General features: G+C 64.0%; 17 protein-coding genes and 3 pseudogenes. 12 read left to right on the top strand and 8 right to left on the bottom strand.

Annotation, left to right across the window (positions count from 1 at the left end; all coding sequences use genetic code 11):
* The first annotated feature begins 22 nt into the window (after positions 1-22).
* Positions 23-568, top strand: a complete 546-nt coding sequence (locus tag M2497_RS18180; protein WP_248482131.1) for a putative natural product biosynthesis protein — start codon at positions 23-25, stop codon at positions 566-568.
* Here the strand turns inward: M2497_RS18180 and M2497_RS18175 are convergent.
* Positions 543-1,457, bottom strand: coding sequence for an aromatic alcohol reductase (locus M2497_RS18175; RefSeq protein WP_248482129.1), 915 nt, complete (start codon positions 1,455-1,457; stop codon positions 543-545). The genes M2497_RS18180 and M2497_RS18175 overlap by 26 nt on opposite strands.
* A gap of 90 nt (positions 1,458-1,547) precedes the next feature.
* Here M2497_RS18175 and M2497_RS18170 point away from each other — a divergent pair, with 90 nt between their 5' ends.
* Positions 1,548-1,943 carry a helix-turn-helix domain-containing protein gene (locus M2497_RS18170; protein ID WP_071493274.1) on the top strand — a complete coding sequence of 132 codons (396 nt, stop codon included), beginning with the start codon at positions 1,548-1,550 and terminating at the stop codon, positions 1,941-1,943.
* Here the strand turns inward: M2497_RS18170 and M2497_RS18165 are convergent, their stop codons facing one another.
* On the bottom strand, positions 1,944-2,825 hold the full coding sequence (locus M2497_RS18165) for a LysR substrate-binding domain-containing protein (protein ID WP_058423940.1): 882 nt from the start codon (positions 2,823-2,825) through the stop codon (positions 1,944-1,946).
* A gap of 154 nt (positions 2,826-2,979) precedes the next feature.
* Between M2497_RS18165 and M2497_RS18160 the strand changes: the two genes are divergently transcribed.
* Together M2497_RS18160 and M2497_RS18155 are read left to right on the top strand one after the other, a co-directional pair.
* The gene (locus tag M2497_RS18160; RefSeq protein ID WP_248482127.1) at positions 2,980-4,002 is read left to right on the top strand and encodes an NAD(P)-dependent alcohol dehydrogenase; all 1,023 of its coding nucleotides are present in this window, start codon (positions 2,980-2,982) and stop codon (positions 4,000-4,002) included.
* Complete coding sequence (locus tag M2497_RS18155) at positions 3,999-5,153, top strand: MFS transporter (protein WP_248482125.1); 1,155 nt, start codon at positions 3,999-4,001, stop codon at positions 5,151-5,153. Before M2497_RS18160 ends, M2497_RS18155 begins: the two co-directional genes overlap by 4 nt.
* On the opposite strand, the gene M2497_RS18150 is transcribed toward M2497_RS18155, so the two are convergent.
* On the bottom strand, positions 5,154-5,897 hold the full coding sequence (locus M2497_RS18150) for an SDR family oxidoreductase (RefSeq protein ID WP_248482123.1): 744 nt from the start codon (positions 5,895-5,897) through the stop codon (positions 5,154-5,156). It abuts the gene before it with no gap.
* Positions 5,898-6,048: 151 nt separating this feature from the next.
* Positions 6,049-7,002: a LysR family transcriptional regulator gene (locus M2497_RS18145; RefSeq protein ID WP_058423936.1), complete on the bottom strand. Its 954-nt coding sequence runs from the start codon at positions 7,000-7,002 to the stop codon at positions 6,049-6,051.
* 271 nt (positions 7,003-7,273) lie between these two features.
* Here M2497_RS18145 and M2497_RS18140 point away from each other — a divergent pair, with 271 nt between their 5' ends.
* The 5 genes from M2497_RS18140 to M2497_RS18120 all read left to right on the top strand — a co-directional run bounded on the left by M2497_RS18140 (position 7,274) and on the right by M2497_RS18120 (position 13,359).
* Positions 7,274-9,361, top strand: coding sequence for an FUSC family protein (locus M2497_RS18140; protein ID WP_248488225.1), 2,088 nt, complete (start codon positions 7,274-7,276; stop codon positions 9,359-9,361).
* Between the two features lie 129 nt (positions 9,362-9,490).
* Positions 9,491-10,807 carry an OprD family porin gene (locus tag M2497_RS18135; RefSeq protein WP_248482121.1) on the top strand — a complete coding sequence of 439 codons (1,317 nt, stop codon included), beginning with the start codon at positions 9,491-9,493 and terminating at the stop codon, positions 10,805-10,807.
* Between the two features lie 99 nt (positions 10,808-10,906).
* Positions 10,907-11,929 carry a hypothetical protein gene (locus tag M2497_RS18130; protein ID WP_248482119.1) on the top strand — a complete coding sequence of 341 codons (1,023 nt, stop codon included), beginning with the start codon at positions 10,907-10,909 and terminating at the stop codon, positions 11,927-11,929.
* A gap of 72 nt (positions 11,930-12,001) precedes the next feature.
* Positions 12,002-12,445: a hypothetical protein gene (locus M2497_RS18125; RefSeq protein ID WP_248482117.1), complete on the top strand. Its 444-nt coding sequence runs from the start codon at positions 12,002-12,004 to the stop codon at positions 12,443-12,445.
* A gap of 8 nt (positions 12,446-12,453) precedes the next feature.
* Complete coding sequence (locus M2497_RS18120; RefSeq protein ID WP_248482115.1) at positions 12,454-13,359, top strand: hypothetical protein; 906 nt, start codon at positions 12,454-12,456, stop codon at positions 13,357-13,359.
* 32 nt (positions 13,360-13,391) lie between these two features.
* Here the strand turns inward: M2497_RS18120 and M2497_RS18115 are convergent.
* Positions 13,392-13,529: pseudogene (locus tag M2497_RS18115) on the bottom strand (AsnC family protein); the annotation flags it as partial.
* 23 nt (positions 13,530-13,552) lie between these two features.
* Positions 13,553-13,779 (bottom strand): annotated as a pseudogene (locus tag M2497_RS18110) (Lrp/AsnC family transcriptional regulator); the annotation flags it as partial.
* Between M2497_RS18110 and M2497_RS18105 the strand changes: the two are divergent.
* Positions 13,768-14,382: pseudogene (locus M2497_RS18105) on the top strand (VWA domain-containing protein); the annotation flags it as partial. The pseudogenes M2497_RS18110 and M2497_RS18105 sit on opposite strands and share 12 nt — an antisense overlap.
* Here the strand turns inward: M2497_RS18105 and M2497_RS18100 are convergent.
* Together M2497_RS18100 and M2497_RS18095 are read right to left on the bottom strand one after the other, a co-directional pair.
* Positions 14,376-14,567, bottom strand: a complete 192-nt coding sequence (locus M2497_RS18100) for a YueC family protein (protein ID WP_248482113.1) — start codon at positions 14,565-14,567, stop codon at positions 14,376-14,378. The pseudogene M2497_RS18105 and the gene M2497_RS18100 overlap by 7 nt on opposite strands.
* Positions 14,564-15,247 carry a Crp/Fnr family transcriptional regulator gene (locus M2497_RS18095; protein ID WP_248482112.1) on the bottom strand — a complete coding sequence of 228 codons (684 nt, stop codon included), beginning with the start codon at positions 15,245-15,247 and terminating at the stop codon, positions 14,564-14,566. The genes M2497_RS18100 and M2497_RS18095 overlap by 4 nt, the downstream gene beginning before the upstream one ends.
* Before the next feature lie 134 nt (positions 15,248-15,381).
* Between M2497_RS18095 and M2497_RS18090 the strand changes: the two genes are divergently transcribed.
* Complete coding sequence (locus M2497_RS18090; RefSeq protein WP_248482111.1) at positions 15,382-16,557, top strand: NnrS family protein; 1,176 nt, start codon at positions 15,382-15,384, stop codon at positions 16,555-16,557.
* A gap of 9 nt (positions 16,558-16,566) precedes the next feature.
* Positions 16,567-16,983, top strand: a complete 417-nt coding sequence (locus M2497_RS18085; RefSeq protein ID WP_058427521.1) for a hypothetical protein — start codon at positions 16,567-16,569, stop codon at positions 16,981-16,983.
* Positions 16,984-17,020: the final 37 nt, after the last annotated feature.

Here is a 17,020-nt window from a genome sequence, read left to right as displayed (position 1 = left end):
GTCATGACTGTGAGTGCGTTTCATGAACCACCTGTTGCCCGCAGGCGCCCGCCGCCTGGTCAGCAAGGCGTCCCGCCGCCTGCACGCGGAACCGGCGCCGCCTGAATACCCCAGCAATTCCCGCAGTTTCGTGCACCTGGATGCTCGCCTGCTGCCGTATTGGCACACCCTGTTCGACATCTGCCCGGCGCTGCTCAAGCTGGACCCGCCCGAGGGCCTGAACCTGTTTCGCAGCTTCATGACCTGGGCCTATCGCCACCGGCCGCCGCTGGATTGGACCTACCACGTGAACGTCTGCCGCTGGTTGCTGGGCTCGGTGTATCGGGCGCAGATCGATGACGAGCCCATCGAGGCGTTCATGGCGGCCGCTGCCGCGCGTTGGGTGCAGACGGATAAAAGCCAGGCCAGGGGTGTGGTCCTGGCCTGGCAGGGCGCAACGCTGTTTGATTGGAAGGGCTCGCCGTGCGCGATGGTTGAACGCCAGGCATTGCCCCCTGCGCAAACGGACTTCGCCTGGTGCCCGTTGAACAGCCGGGGTGAATTCAGCCGATGGTTGCCGGTGCCCTGAGGTGTTGGCGGATCCACGTGGCAACGTCCGTCATGGCGATGTGATTGCGGGCGTTGAAAGTCACGGCGGGGTCCCAGGCCACGCCGTGGCCTTGGGCGAACACTGCGCGGTATTTCTTCAGGTTGTCATCGGGGGCCTTCGCCAGTTCGGCCAGCAACCTCGGCACCGGCCAGGGCTCGCGCTGCAGCCGGATGCCGAGGGTGGCGTCGACGGTATCGGCCAGTTGCCCATAGGTCAGGGTGTCACCGGCGGTGAATACCACCTGGTTGCCCAGCGCCGGTTCGGCCAGCACGATGTGTGCGGTCAACCGGCCGATGTCTTCGGGCGTGGTGACGGTGACGGCGGTGTCCCAACTGCCCAGCGCATGCACGGTGTTCTGTGCCAGGTCGACCACGCCGAACGAGGGCTCGAACAGAAAACTGGTGAACATGCCGGTGGAGATGATCAGCCATTGCGTGCCGTGCTGGGCGCGTAGCAGGTCGCGTACGTCGAGCTGTTCGTCGAAGGTATCCTGCGGGCTGCCACGACCGATCAGGTCATAGTCCACGCCGAATTGCCACGGCACATAACGCCGCACTCCACCCTCCATGGCGGCCCGCGCCAGTTTGCGCTGGGTGCCGGGGCCGGCGGCAAAACCGGTGCAGCAGATTACCGTATCGAAGGGCGCGAAGCGCTCGGCGAGCACGCGTTGGCTGTCGTTTTGCAGGTCGCCGGCAACTGCCTCGATACCCCGTGCACGCAAGGCGTTGGCCGCAGCCGAGTGCAGGCTGGCGGGGCGTAGCAGCACGGCGAGGCGTGTGTCACCCGGTGTGGCCAGGTCGGCCAGTGCTTGCAATACCGCCAGGCCCAGTTCGCCGGCGCCGAGTACCAGGATGGAAGAGGGGGGCATAGGAACTCCGTCTGGGTTGAAAGTCGTGGCATGCTTGCAGAATTCATCGCCGCGCATAAGAAGGCACACCCGTGATACCGAGAGCTCCCCATGGATAACGACGAGATCATCCGCCGCTCCCAAGCCGCCTGCGACGCCCTCAGCGCCGACGATGACGGCCTCAAGCGCGAGGTGCTGACCCACGCGGGCAACCGCTGGTCATTGGGCATCGTGCACGTGCTGGGTGTGTCCGGCCGCTTGCGTCACGCCGAGATCGGCCGGCGCATGCAGGGCGTGACCCAGCGCATGCTGACCCGTACGTTGCGCCAGTTGGAGCGCGACGGGCTGGTGCTGCGCTACGACTTCCAGGAAGTGCCGCCCAGGGTCGAGTACGAGCTGTCGAGCCTGGGCACGGAACTGCTGGTACACATGATCCCGCTATGGACCTGGGTGGTAGAGAAGGGCGATGAATTTCGCCAGGCGCGGCAGCGGTTCGACAACGCCTGATCAGGGAAACAGGCGTTCCTTGAGAAAGTCGATAAACACCCGCAACTTCGGCGACGGGTGCCGGCTCGATGGCCACATCATGCGGAAGCTGCCGTGCTCGGTGCAGTCAGGCAGCACCTGCAGCAATTGCCCGCTGTCGAGGGCCTCGCGGATGGCGAAGTCCGGCAGGTAGGCGATACCAATGCCGTGCAGTGCAAAACATACCCGGGCCTCGAGGTTGTTGCAGATCATCGCTGCCGGCAGGTGCTGGTCGAGTTCGACGCCTTGTGCGTGCAACGGCCAACGCTGCAATTTGCCAGTATTGGGAAAGCGGAACAGGATACAACTGTGCTGGGCCAGGTCGCTGAAGCGCTGCGGTGTGCCGTGACGTTCGAGGTAGGTGGGGGCCGCCACGACGATCATCCGATACTCCCCCACCAACCGTGAACTCAAGCGCGAATCCGGCGCCTCGCCGCTGCGCAGCACCGCGTCGTAGCCTTCTTCCACCACGTCCACGCGGCGGTCGGTGAAGCTCAGGTCCAGCTCGACGTCAGGGTAGGCCTGCTTGAAGTCGGCCAGCACTGGCAAAAACGGATGGCCCACCAACGGCAGGCTGACCTTGAGGCGACCACGGGGCGCCTGGCTGACTTGGGACAACTCTGCCTCGGCTTCCTCGATTTCCCGCAGGATGCGCCGGCTGCGCTCCAGAAACAGCTCGCCCTCGGCAGTCAGCGTCACGCTGCGCGTACTGCGGTGGAACAACCGGACGCCCAGGCGTTCTTCCAGGCGCGCCACGCTCTTGCCAACCGCCGACGCCGTCACCCCGAGCACCCGCCCGGCGGCGACAAAACTGTGGGTATGCGCGACCTGCACAAAGGCATTCAGGGTCGTGAGGTTGTCCATCTGAGGCACCGATTGGCGACGGGAATTGCCGATACCCTAGCGCAATTGCCGGTATTGCGGAATGAAAGCTCCGTAGACCCAGGAGCCGCGCCCTACTTAATCCCGTGAAGCGAGGTTCTTATCCTTGCGCAAAACCCTCACGAGAGACCTGAACATGACTGACTTGATGCAACGCTGGGAAATCCCGACCTTTGGCCTCCATACCTTGCGCTTGGCCCGTGTGCCGCGACCGGTGGTCAAGGCCGGGGAGGTGCTGGTGCGCGTCGCGGCGGTATCGCTCAATTACCGTGACGCCGAGGTAGCGGAAAACGGCATGGGCGCCAGCCTGCAATTCCCCTTCACCCCGGCGTCCGACATGGCGGGCACGGTGGTGGCCGTGGGTGAGGGTGTGAACCGGTTCAAGGTGGGCGACAAGGTGCTGTCGAGTTTCTTTGCCGGCTGGGTCGACGGCAGGCCGTTGTCCTGGGCCGACGCGCCACCGCAAGGCGGCCCGATCCCCGGCATGCTGGCCGAATACGTGACCACCCCCGCTGACTGGTGCGTGCTCGCGCCACGCTCGTTGAGCCCCACCCAGGCCAGCACCTTGCCGGTGGCGGCATTGACGGCCTGGATGGCGCTGATTGAACTCGGTCACTTGCACGCCGGCCAGACCGTGGTGGTGCAGGGCACCGGTGGCGTCTCGCTGTTTGCCGTGCAACTGGCGGCGGCCCATGGCGCCCGTGTGATTATCACCAGCAGCAGCGATGAAAAAATCGCCCGTGCCGTCGAACTGGGTGCCACCCATGGCATCCACCGTGGCCGGGTGCCGGACTGGCACCACGCCGTGCTGGAACTGACCGGCGGGCAAGGTGCCGAGCATGTGCTGGAAATGGCCGGTGGCGACAACCTGGCGCGTTCACTGCAAGCGGTGAGCAACGGTGGGCGTGTCTCAGTGATCGGCCTGCTGGAGAGCGACCAGTTGAGCGCGCCGCTGATGAGCCTGCTGGCCAAGCGCGCCGCCATCGTCGGTGTAGCGGTGGGGCCACGCCGTGCCCTCGAAGACCTGATTCGCATGGTGGAGCGACACACCCTCGAACCGGTGATCGACCACACCTACCGCTTTGCCGAAGTGCCCCAGGCCTTCGCCCATTTGCAGCGCGGTGCCTTCGGTAAGGTTGTGATCGAGGTCGGCTCGTGATCTACCTCATCCTGGGGTTGTTCGGCCTGTATACCCTGGAGTTTGGGGTGGTCGGCATCTTGCCGATGATCGTCGAGCGGTTCGCGATCAGTGTGTCTCAGGCCGGGTGGTTGATGGGTTTGTTTGCGTTGATCGTGGCGGTGCTGGGGCCGTTCCTGGTGTTGTTGGCCTCGCGGGTGGCGCGCAAGAAAATCCTGGTGGGCGCCTTGCTGGGGTTCTCGATCAGCAGTGTGTTGTCGGCGTTTGCACCGAACTTCGAAACACTGATGGCGCTGCGCGTGGTGCCGGCCATGCTCCACCCGGTATTTTTTGCTGCTGCGTTTTCCACGGCGGTGTCGCTGTACCCCCGCGAACGAGCGGCCCATGCCACGGCGCTGGCGGTGGTGGGCACCACGCTTGGGCTGGTGTTGGGCGTGCCTCTGACCACTTGGGTGGGGGCGAGTCTTTCCTATGAGGCCTCGTTCTACTTTTGCGCCGTGGCAACGGCGGTGGCGGCGTTGGGTCTAAGGCTCAAGCTGCCCGATCACCCGCGTTCGGCACCCCTGAGCTTCGGCAAGCAACTGACTGTGCTGCGCAGCCTCTCGGTGTGGCTGGCGATCCTCGCCACCGTGCTGGTGTTTACCACGATGTTTTCGGTGTACAGCTACGCGGCTGAGTACCTCAAGACCCGGATCGGCATGGACGGTCGGACCATCAGTGTCATGCTGGTGGTCTTCGGCATCGGCGGCGTCGTCGGTAACCTATGGGTGGGGCGTGCGCTCAGCCGGCATCTGGTTGTGACGGCCGTACTGTATCCGGTGGTACTGGCGGCGGCATACCTGGTGTTGTATGCCTTTGGCAGCCTGTCGTGGGCGTCGATGAGTGTGATCGTGTTGCTCTGGGGCGCGGCGCATACCTGTGGCCTGGTGGTCACGCAAGTCTGGCTCACGTCTTCGGCACCCGAGGCGCATGAGTTCGCCACCAGCCTGTATGTGTCATCGGCGAATGCCGGGGTGGTGATCGGGTCATCGGTGGGCGGGCTGTTCATCAATGCCTTCGGCACCACCGGGGTGATTGGCTGCGGGCTGATCTTTGCCGGGTTGTCGCTGTTGGTGATCGGTTGGAAGGCCCTGGCATTCGGAGGTGCCAAGGCCATGCCTGCACTGGTCTGATCAGCGCAAGGTATAGCCGCCGTCCACCACCCAGTCCTGGCCGAACACGCTGCGTGCGCCCTGGCCCAGCTGGAACAGGATCACATCGGCCACGGCGCCCGGTTCCAGGAACTGCCCGTCGAGCAGGCGGGCGTTGACGGTCTTCGCCACCGAACCCAGGGCTTCATCATTGAGCCCCAGGGTGCTCCAGATCGGCGTGGCGGTGGGGCCGGGGGAGACCATGTTCAGGCGGATGCCGTGGGGCGCCAGTTCCACCGCCAGGGTGCGCACCTGGGCGCGCAGGGCGGCTTTGGACGCGATGTAGGCGGCCAGGCCGGGAAAGGTCACTTGCTCCAGGAACGTGCCGATGAACACCACCGACGCCTGCGCCGACAACTGCTCGCGCAGGCTGCCCAAGGTGTTCAAGGCGCCGGCGCCATTGACCGCCCATTGCCGGTCGAAGGCGGCCAGGTCCAGGCCATCGGCCAGTTGGGCAATGCCCGCGTTCGGCACCAGCAAATCCACAGGCCCCATCGGCGCCGTCACCTGCGCCAGGCGCGCCAGGTCGGCTGCCTCGGTCACATCCCCGGCCAACCACTTGAGCTGCTCGCCAAACTGCTCGGCCAACACGCCAAGCCCGCCCAGTTGACGCGACATCGCGACCACCTTCGCGCCGCGCTCAAGCAAACGTTGGGTGACGGCCAGGCCGATGCCTGAACTGGCACCGGTGACGACGGCGAGGCGCTGGTTGAATTCATTGCTCATAGTGATCTCTCTGTGGGTTTCGAAGATTTGTCCTGCCCACTTCAGAGTCAGAAAGCATGCCAATGAATAACATTATGAAAATCAGTCGGTTGCGATTTTTGTTGTCGTTATGACCCTGGCGTCCTGTAGTCGTTATGACCCTATGTAGTCGTTATGACTCGACAGCGCTGAGCAACGGGCGGGTCTTCAGCACAGCCTTATGGTCGGCGAGCACCTCCGGCAGGGAGCTGCGCAGGTACTCCACCCAGGTTTTGATTTTTGCGTCCAGGTAATGCCGGGAAGGGTAGATGGCGTACAGGCTCAGCTCCTCCAGGCGGTACTCGGGCAGTACGCGCACCAGGCTGCCGCTGCGCAGTCCCTTGATCGCCGCATGCACGGGCAGGATGCCGACGCCCATGTCATTGCTGATGGCGGTTTTCATCGCGTCAACCGAATCCACCAGGAAGGGCGAGTGGCTGATGATCACGTTTTCCTTGCCATTGGGGCCGTCGAAGGTCCAGTCCTCGAGGGGGATCACCGGGCTGACCAGGCGCAGGCAGGCGTGGTCGAGCAGGTCCTTGGGAACCTGCGCGATGCCGTGGCTTTTTACGTAGGACGGTGATGCGCAAACGATGCTGTAGGTGCTGCCGAGCTTCTGCGACACATGGCTGGAGTCAGGCAGGTCGATGGCCAGCACGATCGATACGTCGAAGCCTTCGTGCACCAGGTCCGGCGTGCGGTTGCTCATGCTCAGGTTGAAGGTCACATCCGGGTAATGCTGGCGATAACGGGCGATGGCGTCCACCACGTAATGCTGGCCGATGCCGGTCATCGAATGCACCTTGAGCTGGCCGATAGGCCGGGTATGGGCGTCGCCGGCTTCTACCTCGGCTTCCGCGATCGAATGCAGGATCTGCTCGCATCGCACCAAATAGCGTTGGCCGGATTCGGTGAGGGCGATGCGGCGCGTGGTGCGATTGAACAGGCGCGTGCGCAGGTGTGCTTCCAGGTTGGAGATGGAGCGGGATACATGGGTGGTGTTGGTGTTTAGTCGTGCCGCCGCGCCGGTAAAACTGCCGGCTTCGGCGACGCAACGGAAGATGCGCATGTTCTGCAGAATGTCCATTGATGGCTACCAGGGATAACGGATTTTTCCAGTGTGGCATGAAGTCGCGGGCCGCTGTAAACGCTATTTATTGTGGTGTTTTGCGTAACAGTCATTCACGTTCTGGATGACTTACCGACCCTGGCGCAACTGCCTAAAGTCGCCGGCCTTGTGTGCCAGCCAGCTTGTCGGGAGTCCCTGTTTCGTGCCGCCACTCACTGATTTTTCACGCCGGCTGAGAGCACTGCCCTGGCGCCGGGGCTTCTTGGAATGGGCGCGCACCGACGGGGTGATGTGGGTCTACCTGTTCAAGGTGCTGATCGCTTCGTACCTGGCCTTGTGGCTTTCGATGCGTCTGGAATTGCCGCAGCCCAGCACGGTGATCACCACGGTATTCATTGTGATGCAGCCCTACAGCGGGCATGTCCTGGCCAAAAGCGTCTACCGCGTGATCGGCACGCTGGTGGGGTCGTCGTTCATGGTGCTGTTGATGGCGCTGTTCGCCCAGAGCACCGAGCTGTTCCTGGCCGGGTTGGCCGTGTGGGTGGGCGTGTGCTCATACGGCGCGGCGCGCAATCGTCATTTTCGCGCCTATGGGTGGGTGCTGGCGGGGTATACCGCGGTGATGGTCGGCTTGCCGGTGGTGGGGCACCCGGAGCAGGTGTTCATGGCGGCGGTGTGGCGGGTGTTGGAGATCACCCTGGGCGTGCTGTGCGCCACCGGGATCAGCGCAACGTTGCAGCCCAATACGGCGGGCGCCGCCATGCGCAATACCCTGTACCAACGCTTTGGTCGTTTCGCCGGATTTGTCGTGAGCGGTCTGCGCAGTACCCACGACCAGGCGGCGTTCGAGGTCGCCAACCTGCGCTTCATCGCCGAGGCAGTGGGCCTGGAAGGGATGCGCAGCGTCAGTGTGTTCGAAGACCCTTACATGCGCCGACGCAAGGGGCGCCTGGATCGGCTCAACGTCGAGTTCATGGCCATCACCACGCGTTTCAATGCCCTGCATCAGTTGCTCGATCGAGTGCAGATGCGCGGCGCCACGGCGGTGCTGAACGCGGTGGACCCGGCGCTCAGGGCGCTGGTCAATGTGCTGCAACCCTTCGCCGGCCAGGTACTCACAGACCTGGATGCGGCGCACCTGTCGACACACCTGAAGCGTTACATCCACGGGCTGCCGAGCCAGGTTCGCCACCTGCGCTCCGAGCTGTTGCTGGCGCATCCGCCCAACGATGACTTGCTGGATTTTCACACGGCCTGCGAGTTGCTTTATCGCTTCGTCGACGAGTTGTACAGCTACGCCCAGACCCATGCTTCCCTGACCGATCACAGCCACCGGCGTGAGCGTTGGGCCGAGCCTTTTCAGCCACAGACCCACTGGCTGGCAGCGGTAGGCGCCGGCCTGCGTGCCGCAGTGGTGCTGCTGGTGTTGTGTGCGCTGTGGATCGCTACCAGTTGGCCCAGTGGCGCGGCGATGACCCTGGTGTCCGCGCTCACGGTGGGGCTCTCGGCGTTCTCCCCCAACCCCCGGCGCATGTCGTTCCAGATTGCCTGTGGGACGGTGTTGGCGGCGGTCATCGGGATTTTCGAGGTGTTCTTCGTCTATCCCCGGATCGATGGGTTCCCGTTACTGTGCCTGGTGATTGCGCCGGTGATCATGCTGGGGTCGTTTTGGTTGGCCAAACCACAGTGGGCGGGCTACGGCCTGGGCATGCTGGTGTTTTTCGGCACCAGTTCGGTGCCCGGCAATCTCACGCTCTACAACCCTTATGGCTTGATCAATGACTACCTCGCCATGGTGTTCGGGATGCTGGTGTGCGCGGCGGCCGGGGCGATCATTCTGCCGCCCAACAGCCCGTGGTTGTGGCGTCGGTTGGAACAGGACCTGCGCCAGCGGGTCGTGTTCGCCCTCCACGCACCCTTGCCGGCGCTGGGCTCGGGTTTCGAAAGCGGCACCCGTGACCTGCTTAACCAGGCCCATGGCTTGTCCGCCGGCCAGCCCCAGGTGCAACACCGCCTGCTGCGCTGGACGTTCGTGGTGCTTGACGTCGGCCATGCCCTGATCGAACTGCGCCGCGAGCAGGCGCAGTTGCCGGCGCTGGCCTGCTACGCCGAAACCACCGCGTGGCGCCAGGCGGTACGTGCCATGGGGCGGGCATTGGTGCGCTTGTTCACCCAGCCGGGGCATGCACGGTGGCAACGTGCACTGGCACGCGTCGAACACGCGATCGAGTGCGTGCAGGACACCGTCGAACCTTTCGAAGCGCACTTTGAGACCTCGGCCTTGCGCCGGGTGGAAAGTTACCTGCACTTCATCCGTACCTCACTGCTGGACACGCGCTCGCCACTCGCTGGATTGTTACCCAAACTGAAAAAGTGATTGGCGGTTTTGCCGGCTTTTTCCCGGCCACGCAACGCTATACCGTGCGCGCTCCCGTTGACTGCAGCCCCCCTGGCACAACAAAAACAGCGCTGCGACGGGGCGCCTCAATCACTTCTCGGAGCCTTCATGAACCACAAGACTTGCCTGGCGCTCGCCGTCTCTATCGGCGCTGCGCAGCAGGCGGCTGCGTCGGGTTTTATCGATGACAGCAAAGCCAGCCTCGACCTGCGCAACTTCTACTACAACCAGGACACCCGCAACGCCAAGGCCGCCTCGGACAAGGAATGGGGCCAGGCCTTTATGTTCAACTACCAGTCCGGTTTCACCGAAGGCACGGTCGGCCTGGGCCTGGACCTGCAAGAGTGGTACGGCCTGCGCCTGGACGCCTCCGGCCGGGCCGGCAAGTCCGGTGCCGACAACACCCCCGGCAGCGTCTTCCCGCTGGACGATGGCAAGGCCGCCCATGACTTCAGCAAGACGGGCGTTACCGGCAAACTGCGCATTGCCCAGACCCAACTCAAGGCCGGCAGCCTGATGCCCAAGCTGCCGGTGCTGACCACCGAAGACGGGCGCCTGCTGCCCCAGACCTTCCGCGGCTATCAGGTGGAGTCCAAGGACTTCAAGGACGTCCACCTGACCGGGGGCAAGATCGAGCAGGTCGTGGACCGCAACTCCAGCAATGCCCAAGGCCTGTCGATTGCCGGCGCCAATGACCCGGTCAAGGGCAAGTCCAGTAACCAGTTCTACTACGGCGGCGTGGATTACACCGTCAGCAAGCAACTGCAGATGCAGTACTACTACGCCAGCCTGGAGAACTTCTACCAGCAGCACTTCCTGGGTCTGCTGCACAACTGGCAACTGCCTGTGGGGCAGCTCAAGAGCGACCTGCGTTATTTCTACAGCACCGCCGACGGTAAGAACGGCAGTGCTTCGGGCCGTGGCGAAGGTTATGTCGGCTCGGGTTACTACGCGCCCGGCGTCAACACCGGCAAGGTCGACAACCGCTTGTGGAGCGCACTGTTCACCTATGGCTTGAGCGGGCATTCGCTGAGCCTGGGCTACCAGAAAACCACCGGGCAAAGTGACTTCCCGCACATCAACCAGGGGCAGGGCCGTTCGCTTTACCTGATCACCAACTCCCAGTCGCTCAAGTTCGTGAATGCCGGCGAACAGGCCATGGTGGGCAGTTATGCCTATGACTTTGCCAGCCTGGGCGTACCGGGGCTGCGCTCCAGTGTGACTTACATTCACGGCAGCCACATCCGCACCGCCGGCCGCGACAACAGCGAATGGGAGCGCGACCTGCGCCTGGACTACGTGATCCCCACCGGCGCCTTGAAAGGCCTGGGCTTTACCTGGCGTAGTGCGGTATTGCGCGGCAATGACACGGCGGACAAGGACGAGACACGGTTGATTGTCAGCTACAGCATCCCGTTGCTGTAACGCGCAGTGGTGTAGGCAAAAAGCGTGGAATTGGACCTGGGTTTCCCTCGCGCCAGTCCGTAGGGTCGCGGGGGAAAATCCATGAGTAAGGACGCAACAATGTCTCTCGCAAAACCGCTGGCCCACACCCGATTGGACTGGCTGTGGCTGCTGCCATTCGCCGCCGCACTCTATTACCCCTGGGCACTGCAGTGGAGCAACCTGGCCCATGTTGGCGGGGCCGGCGGGCCGGTGACTCTGGCGCTGATGTTGAGTGCCTATGCAGTGCCGGTGGTGGCGTTCTACTGCGTGTTCGTCACGGGTGTGCAGCCCATGATGAGTGCACGCCTGGTGCTTGCCAGGCGCCTGGCCTGCCTGGCCGTTGCCACGCCGCCAGCCTATACGCTGATGGGCGTGCTGCTGTACCTGATGAAGGTCAATGGTCACGACCTCGTCATGTGGAGCGGCCTGTGGTTGGCAGTGAGTGCCTACTTCTCGATGGTGTCGGCCACGCTGCCCAGCATTGACTTCACCCACCACCCGCGCACCTACATCAAGCTGCGGGTCGCCCATGGCATTGCGTCGGTGGCGATCCTGATGGTGTTCCTGGCGCCGCACCTGTTCAACCATCTGCTCGGAATTTTCGGCAACGATGCGCATCGTGCGGTGATGCAAGTGCTGCGGGTGGTGTATCGCAACGGTTGGCTGGAGCCGATCCTTATCGTCATGTTCTTTTTCCAGATACTCAGCGGCCTGGTGCTGATCCGCCCCAAAACCGTCCACCGCGCCGACCTGCTGGACGCCTTGCAGACCGCGTCTGGCGCTTACCTGGCAGTGTTTATAGCCTCCCATATCAACTCGGTATTTACCCTGGCGCGCTACTTCGGCACCGACACCGATTACGCCTGGGCCGTGGCCGAACCAGTGGGGTTGCTGGCCGATGCCTGGAGCATCCGGCTGGTGCCGCATTATTCCCTGGCGGTGTTCCTGTTGATCGCGCACCTGGGGTGTGGCCTGCGCGGCGTGCTGCGTAACCATGGGGTGAGCGAGGCGCGTTGTGCGACGATGACGTGGGCGGTGATCGGCGTCGGTGCGCTGGTGACGCTGATCATCACTGCCGGCATGCTCGGCGTGCGGGTTTAGCTTGATCGGTATCAAGGATCAGGTGGCGTCAAGGCGTCACACTGGCACCTTGACGCCACCTGCGAGGCCACCATGCTTTACCTGTTGTTTCTGCTGGCCCATCTGTTCGCCGCACTGATCTTCATCGGTACAGTGTTTTTCGAAGTGCTGATCCTGGGCGGTCTGCATCGGCAGTTGCCGGCGCGGGTGATGCTGCAGGTCGAGCAAGGTATCGGCGTGCGTGCCCGGGCGCTGATGCCGTGGGTGTTGCTGGTGCTGTTCGGCGCCGGGCTGGGCATGGTCGGGTTGCGTTACCTGCCGGTGTTGGCCGCGCCGTTCGCCTCGTCGTTCGGCACCTTGTTGACCCTCAAGCTGATCCTCGCCGCCAGTGTGCTGCTGCACTTTCTGCTGACGATGCTGCGCATGCGCCGTTGCCGGGTGAGTGCGGCTTACCTGCGGGTTATCCATCTGAGCCTGTTCGGGCATATGGTCGCCATCGTGCTGTTGGCCAAGGGCATGTTTTACCTCAGTTGGTAAAGCCTTTGATGCACATCAAGGTGCGCCGTGGCGTCGCACCGGACAATGGCGCATCGTCGCCGGATCCGGAGCCCGCCATGCACACCGTCATTCCTCTCGATGTCGCCCGTGCTTTGCGCACCAGCCGCCAACGGCAGCGTCCACTGGCAGTGACCCTGCACTGGCCGGGTACGCCGAGTGCCGTTTACCGCCGCAGCCTGGCGCAGCAGATACGCCTGATCGGTGGCGGCCTGGGCAGTCGCCAGCCGGTTGAGCACTTCCAGTGGCGCGGGGCAGCGCCCATTGGCGATGTGCAGATGCAGATGCAGCGGCTGCGTGAGCGCTTGCATTTCCTTGAGCATGACCGCGGCGACTACGCCATCGACTTGGCACCCCAGCACAGCGATTGGGCCAGCGTCGGCCGGTTGCGCGAGCTGGGTTTCAACCGGGTGTGCATCGGTGTGCCGGATGCCTGTACCGAGGACCCTCTCTCCCAGGACACCTATCGCGATCCGGCACCGATCCAGTCGTTGATCGATGCGGCGCGCACCTTCGGGTTCCGTTCGGTCAGTGTCGACCTGGGCTACGGCAACGCCTGGCAGACCCTGGCCAGCCTGGAGACAAAGCTGGCCAGCCTGATCGCGCTGGAGCCCGACCGCCTGCAAGTGTTCGACTATGCCCGGCCACCGGCGCGATACGCGGGGCAATGCCCGCAGGCGCTGTGCTGCGCCGCACAAAGCACCGCCATGGGGCTGTTGTGTGTCGAGCGCCTGGAAGCGGCTGGTTATCACTACCTTGGCCTCGGCCAGTTTGCCCGTGTCGATGATGAGCTGACCCAGGCCCAAGAGCGCGGTCGATTGCGGCGCACCGAAGAGGGGTTCACCCTGCACGGTGATTGCAGCCGCATCGGCCTGGGTCTGTTTGGCCGAAACTAGTGGGACGTGCCCTCGGCAAACTCGATATTGTTGCCCACTTCGTCCATCAGCGCGTCCGGCACGTCGAGCGCCAGCATGGCGTTGGCGACAAAGCCCAGGGCGCGGTGGTTGAGCACTAGGCCGACCCGTCGGGGCAGGCCGCGCTCCAGGCATTGGCGCAGGTCGAGCATCTGTTCGTGGTTCAGCGGCGTGATCACGGGTGTTCTCCCAGGGCGAACCCCAGGTCGGTGCGGTAGGCGCTGAGCATCGGCAGGTCCAGGGGCGACAGGCCGGTGTCCTTCTCCAGTTCGGCGGCACGTGCTCCAGATGCTGGCGGTGCGGGCCGGTCAGCACGAACCACAGGTTGTAGTGGTGCTCGCGTGCATAGTTGTGGTTGACCTCCGGGTGCTGGCTGACGCGCCGGGCCGCCTGTTCATGGAGCAGCGCCAAACCCACCGCGACCTGGCCTGCCTGCTGCTGGCAGACCTGTCGATGTCCACCGACGCCCATCTGAACGACACGCAAAAGGTCATCGACGTGATCCGCGACAGCCTGTTGCTGTTCGGCGAAAGCCTGGCAGGGGCAGGGGACCGCTTTGCGCTGTATGGGTTCTCGTCCCTGCGTCGGCAGCAGGTGCGCCTGCAGGTGATCAAATCGTTCCAACCCCCCTACGATGACCACACACGCGGGGTGATCCAGGCCCTCAAGCCGGGTTACTACACGCGCATGGGCGCCGCAATTCGCCAGGCCACCCATCTGCTGGGCGCCTGTAAGCAACGGCGCAAACTGCTGTTGCTGCTCACCGATGGCAAGCCCAATGACCTGGACCTCTACGAGGGCCGCTACGGTGTGGAAGACACTCGCCAGGCGGTGCTGGAGGCGCGGCGCCAAGGCCTGGTGCCGTTCTGCATCACCATCGACAAGCAGGCCGGCGACTACCTGCCGTACATGTTCGGCGCCCATGGCTTCACGCTGATCCGCCAGCCGCAGCAGTTGCCCGAGCGTTTGCCGCAGCTGTACCGACAACTCACCGAGGGTCAGTAGATAGCCCGGGGCAACCAGAAAAACATCGCGATGCAGAACAGTACGAGGCCCACGCAGAACCACTGGAAACGGTTGAGCCGGCGGGCCTGGGTGCTGGCCTCGGCGCTCGGCAACGGCATAGCGCAGTGCTCGCAGGTGTCGCGCTCCACGGCATTGCGGTGCTGGCAATACAGGCAGGTCCTCACTCGAATTGCTCCAGGCGCAGGCGGTCGAGAATCGCGATCTGGCGAGCGTCCTGGGTGATGATCTGTTCGTCGATCAAGCGCCGGATAATCCGCGAGAACGTCTCCGGCTGGATCGACAAGTGCCCGGCGATCAACTGTTTGGCCATCGGCAGTTCGAAACGGTTTTCGCCGACCGGCAGGCGCATCAACTGGGTCATCAGGTAGCGCACCACGCGGTGGGTGGCGTTCTTCAACGACAGGGTCTCGATCTCGTTGACCCGCTGGTGCAGACGCACGCACAGCGTGCCGAGCAGGGCGAAGGTCAGGCGGCTGTTGCTGTGCAGCAGGCGCATGTAGGTGGCGTTGGACAGCCGGTACAACTGGGTCGGGCACACGGCTTCGGCGCACGCCACATAGTTGGGCGTATCCATCAGCATCATCGCTTCGGCGAAGGTGCGGCGCTCGCCGACCACTTCGAAGACCTTTTCCTGGCCGTCCGGGGTCAGGCGGTAGATCTTCACTGCGCCAGCGATCACAAAGTAGAAGGCGTCCGCCGGTTCACCCTGGCGGAACAGGTGTTGGCCCTTGTCGACGCTGAGCAACTGGCTGCTGCTCATCAGCTCGTTGAGTTGGGGCTCGTCCATGGGCTCGAACAGGTGATGACTGCGCAGGATCTGGTGATGGACGCGATGGAGCACCATCTTAACCTCGGGGCACACAGGGGAAGGGGCGTCGAGGTTAATCCGGTTGCCCTTGGCGCGGCTTGATCTGCGACAAGGGCAAGACGCGCGCGCAGGTGCACCATCGGCGCAGTGATACATTCAGGAGCCCTGCCATGCACGTACTGGATCGACGCAAGGCCATGTCGATTACCCCGCTGTTTCGCCTGGCCTTCCGGCCGTTTTTCCTCGGTGCCTGCCTGTTGGCGGCGCTGGCGGTGCCGCTGTGGCTGCTGGCCCTGGGCGGCATGACCGGCAGTTGGCAACCGGCCGGCGGCTGGCTGGCCTGGCATCGGCATGAACTGCTGTTCGGCTTTGGCCTGGCGATCATCGCCGGTTTTCTGCTGACGGCGGTGCAGACCTGGACCGGTCGCCCCGGACTCAGCGGGGCACCCTTGGGCGTACTGGCGGCGCTGTGGCTGGCGGCGCGCGTGGGCTGGTTGCTCGACGTTCCCCTGCCATTGCTGGCGGTACTGGAACTGAGCTTCCCACTGGCGGTGGCGGGCGTGATGGGATGGACGCTGTGGCAGGTGCGGCAGACGCGCAATTATCCGATAGTGCTGGTGCTGGTATTGCTGGCGGTGGCCGATGGTTTGTCGCTGTATGACCAGGGCTTGCAGCGCCAGGCGGTGTTGACCGGCCTCTGGTTGGTGGCGGCGATGATGGGGCTGATCGGCGGGCGGGTGATCCCGTTTTTCACCCAGCGCGGCCTGGGTCGGGTCGCGGCGGTCAAGCCCTGGCCGTGGTTGGATCACCTGCTGTTGGGCGGTTCGGTGCTGGTCGCGTTGTTGTATGCCGGTGGGTTGGCCGTGTGGCCACAGGCGTGGATCGGCGTGCTGTTCGCGCTGCTCGGCGTGGGCCACCTGCTGCGCCTGGCGCGTTGGCATGCTCGCGGCCTGTGGCGGGTGCCGCTGCTGTGGTCCCTGCACCTGGCCTATGCCTGGCTGGCGCTGGCGTGCCTGGGCATGGCGCTGTGGCATTTTGGCGCGCCGCTCAACCCGAGCCTGGCGGTGCACGCCTTGACCATCGGCGCCATGGCCGGGTTGATCCTGGCGATGATCGCGCGGGTCAGCCTCGGCCATACCGGCCGGCCGTTGCAGCCGCCCTCGGGGATGACCCTGGCCTTTGCGCTGCTGAACCTGGCGTGTGTGTGCCGGGTGCTGCTGGTGCTGGTGTGGCCGGTGGCGGCGTTGTGGTTGGCGGCGCTGTGCTGGTCCAGCGGGCTGGGGCTGTACCTGTGGCGCTACGGGCCGATGCTGTGGCGGGCGCGTGTGGACGGGCATCCGGGTTAGGAGAGATCCATGTATTCAGTGCTATTGATGGTTCATCTGCTGGCGGCCATCGCGTTCATCGGCACGCTGTTTTTTGAAGTGGTGATCTGGCACAGCGCCCGGGAGGAGTTGGCCTGGTCCGCGCAGTTCACCTGCGACCAGGCGATTGCCCGGCGCTCGCGACGCGTGCTGCATCTGGTGGTCATCGTGCTGTACGGCGCGGGACTGGGGCTGGCCTGGCACTACTGGGGCATGCCGTGGAGTGGTCGTTTTGCGTGGTTGTTGGGCCTGAAAATCCTGCTGGCCCTGAGCATCATCGGGCACTACCTGCTGCTGGCGTACTGGCTGGGTAAACAGCGCCTGAGCGCCAAGCGTGCACGGTGGATTCGGCGCAGCATCCTCGCGCACATGGTGCTGATCGTGATCATCGCCAAGTCGTTGTGGTAAGCGGCATGCGGCGTCATGCCGCGGCCGATTGTTGATC

The sequence above is a fragment of the Pseudomonas sp. CYM-20-01 genome (genome assembly GCF_023169845.1).
GTDB classification, from domain to species: Bacteria; Pseudomonadota; Gammaproteobacteria; order Pseudomonadales; family Pseudomonadaceae; genus Aquipseudomonas; species Aquipseudomonas azotoformans.
This window is presented reverse-complemented; position numbering and strand designations above follow the sequence as displayed.

Excerpts from the sequence above, each read along its gene's own strand:
- M2497_RS18180 (WP_248482131.1), top strand. The coding sequence starts at position 23 with ATGAACCACCTGTTGCCCGCAGGCGCCCGCCGCCTGGTCAGCAAGGCG.
- M2497_RS18175 (WP_248482129.1), bottom strand. The coding sequence starts at position 1,457 with ATGCCCCCCTCTTCCATCCTGGTACTCGGCGCCGGCGAACTGGGCCTG.
- M2497_RS18170 (WP_071493274.1), top strand. The coding sequence starts at position 1,548 with ATGGATAACGACGAGATCATCCGCCGCTCCCAAGCCGCCTGCGACGCC.
- M2497_RS18165 (WP_058423940.1), bottom strand. The coding sequence starts at position 2,825 with ATGGACAACCTCACGACCCTGAATGCCTTTGTGCAGGTCGCGCATACC.
- M2497_RS18160 (WP_248482127.1), top strand. The coding sequence starts at position 2,980 with ATGACTGACTTGATGCAACGCTGGGAAATCCCGACCTTTGGCCTCCAT.
- M2497_RS18150 (WP_248482123.1), bottom strand. The coding sequence starts at position 5,897 with ATGAGCAATGAATTCAACCAGCGCCTCGCCGTCGTCACCGGTGCCAGT.
- M2497_RS18145 (WP_058423936.1), bottom strand. The coding sequence starts at position 7,002 with ATGGACATTCTGCAGAACATGCGCATCTTCCGTTGCGTCGCCGAAGCC.
- M2497_RS18140 (WP_248488225.1), top strand. The coding sequence starts at position 7,274 with ATGTGGGTCTACCTGTTCAAGGTGCTGATCGCTTCGTACCTGGCCTTG.
- M2497_RS18135 (WP_248482121.1), top strand. The coding sequence starts at position 9,491 with ATGAACCACAAGACTTGCCTGGCGCTCGCCGTCTCTATCGGCGCTGCG.
- M2497_RS18130 (WP_248482119.1), top strand. The coding sequence starts at position 10,907 with ATGTCTCTCGCAAAACCGCTGGCCCACACCCGATTGGACTGGCTGTGG.
- M2497_RS18125 (WP_248482117.1), top strand. The coding sequence starts at position 12,002 with ATGCTTTACCTGTTGTTTCTGCTGGCCCATCTGTTCGCCGCACTGATC.
- M2497_RS18120 (WP_248482115.1), top strand. The coding sequence starts at position 12,454 with ATGCACATCAAGGTGCGCCGTGGCGTCGCACCGGACAATGGCGCATCG.
- M2497_RS18095 (WP_248482112.1), bottom strand. The coding sequence starts at position 15,247 with ATGGTGCTCCATCGCGTCCATCACCAGATCCTGCGCAGTCATCACCTG.
- M2497_RS18090 (WP_248482111.1), top strand. The coding sequence starts at position 15,382 with ATGCACGTACTGGATCGACGCAAGGCCATGTCGATTACCCCGCTGTTT.
- M2497_RS18085 (WP_058427521.1), top strand. The coding sequence starts at position 16,567 with ATGTATTCAGTGCTATTGATGGTTCATCTGCTGGCGGCCATCGCGTTC.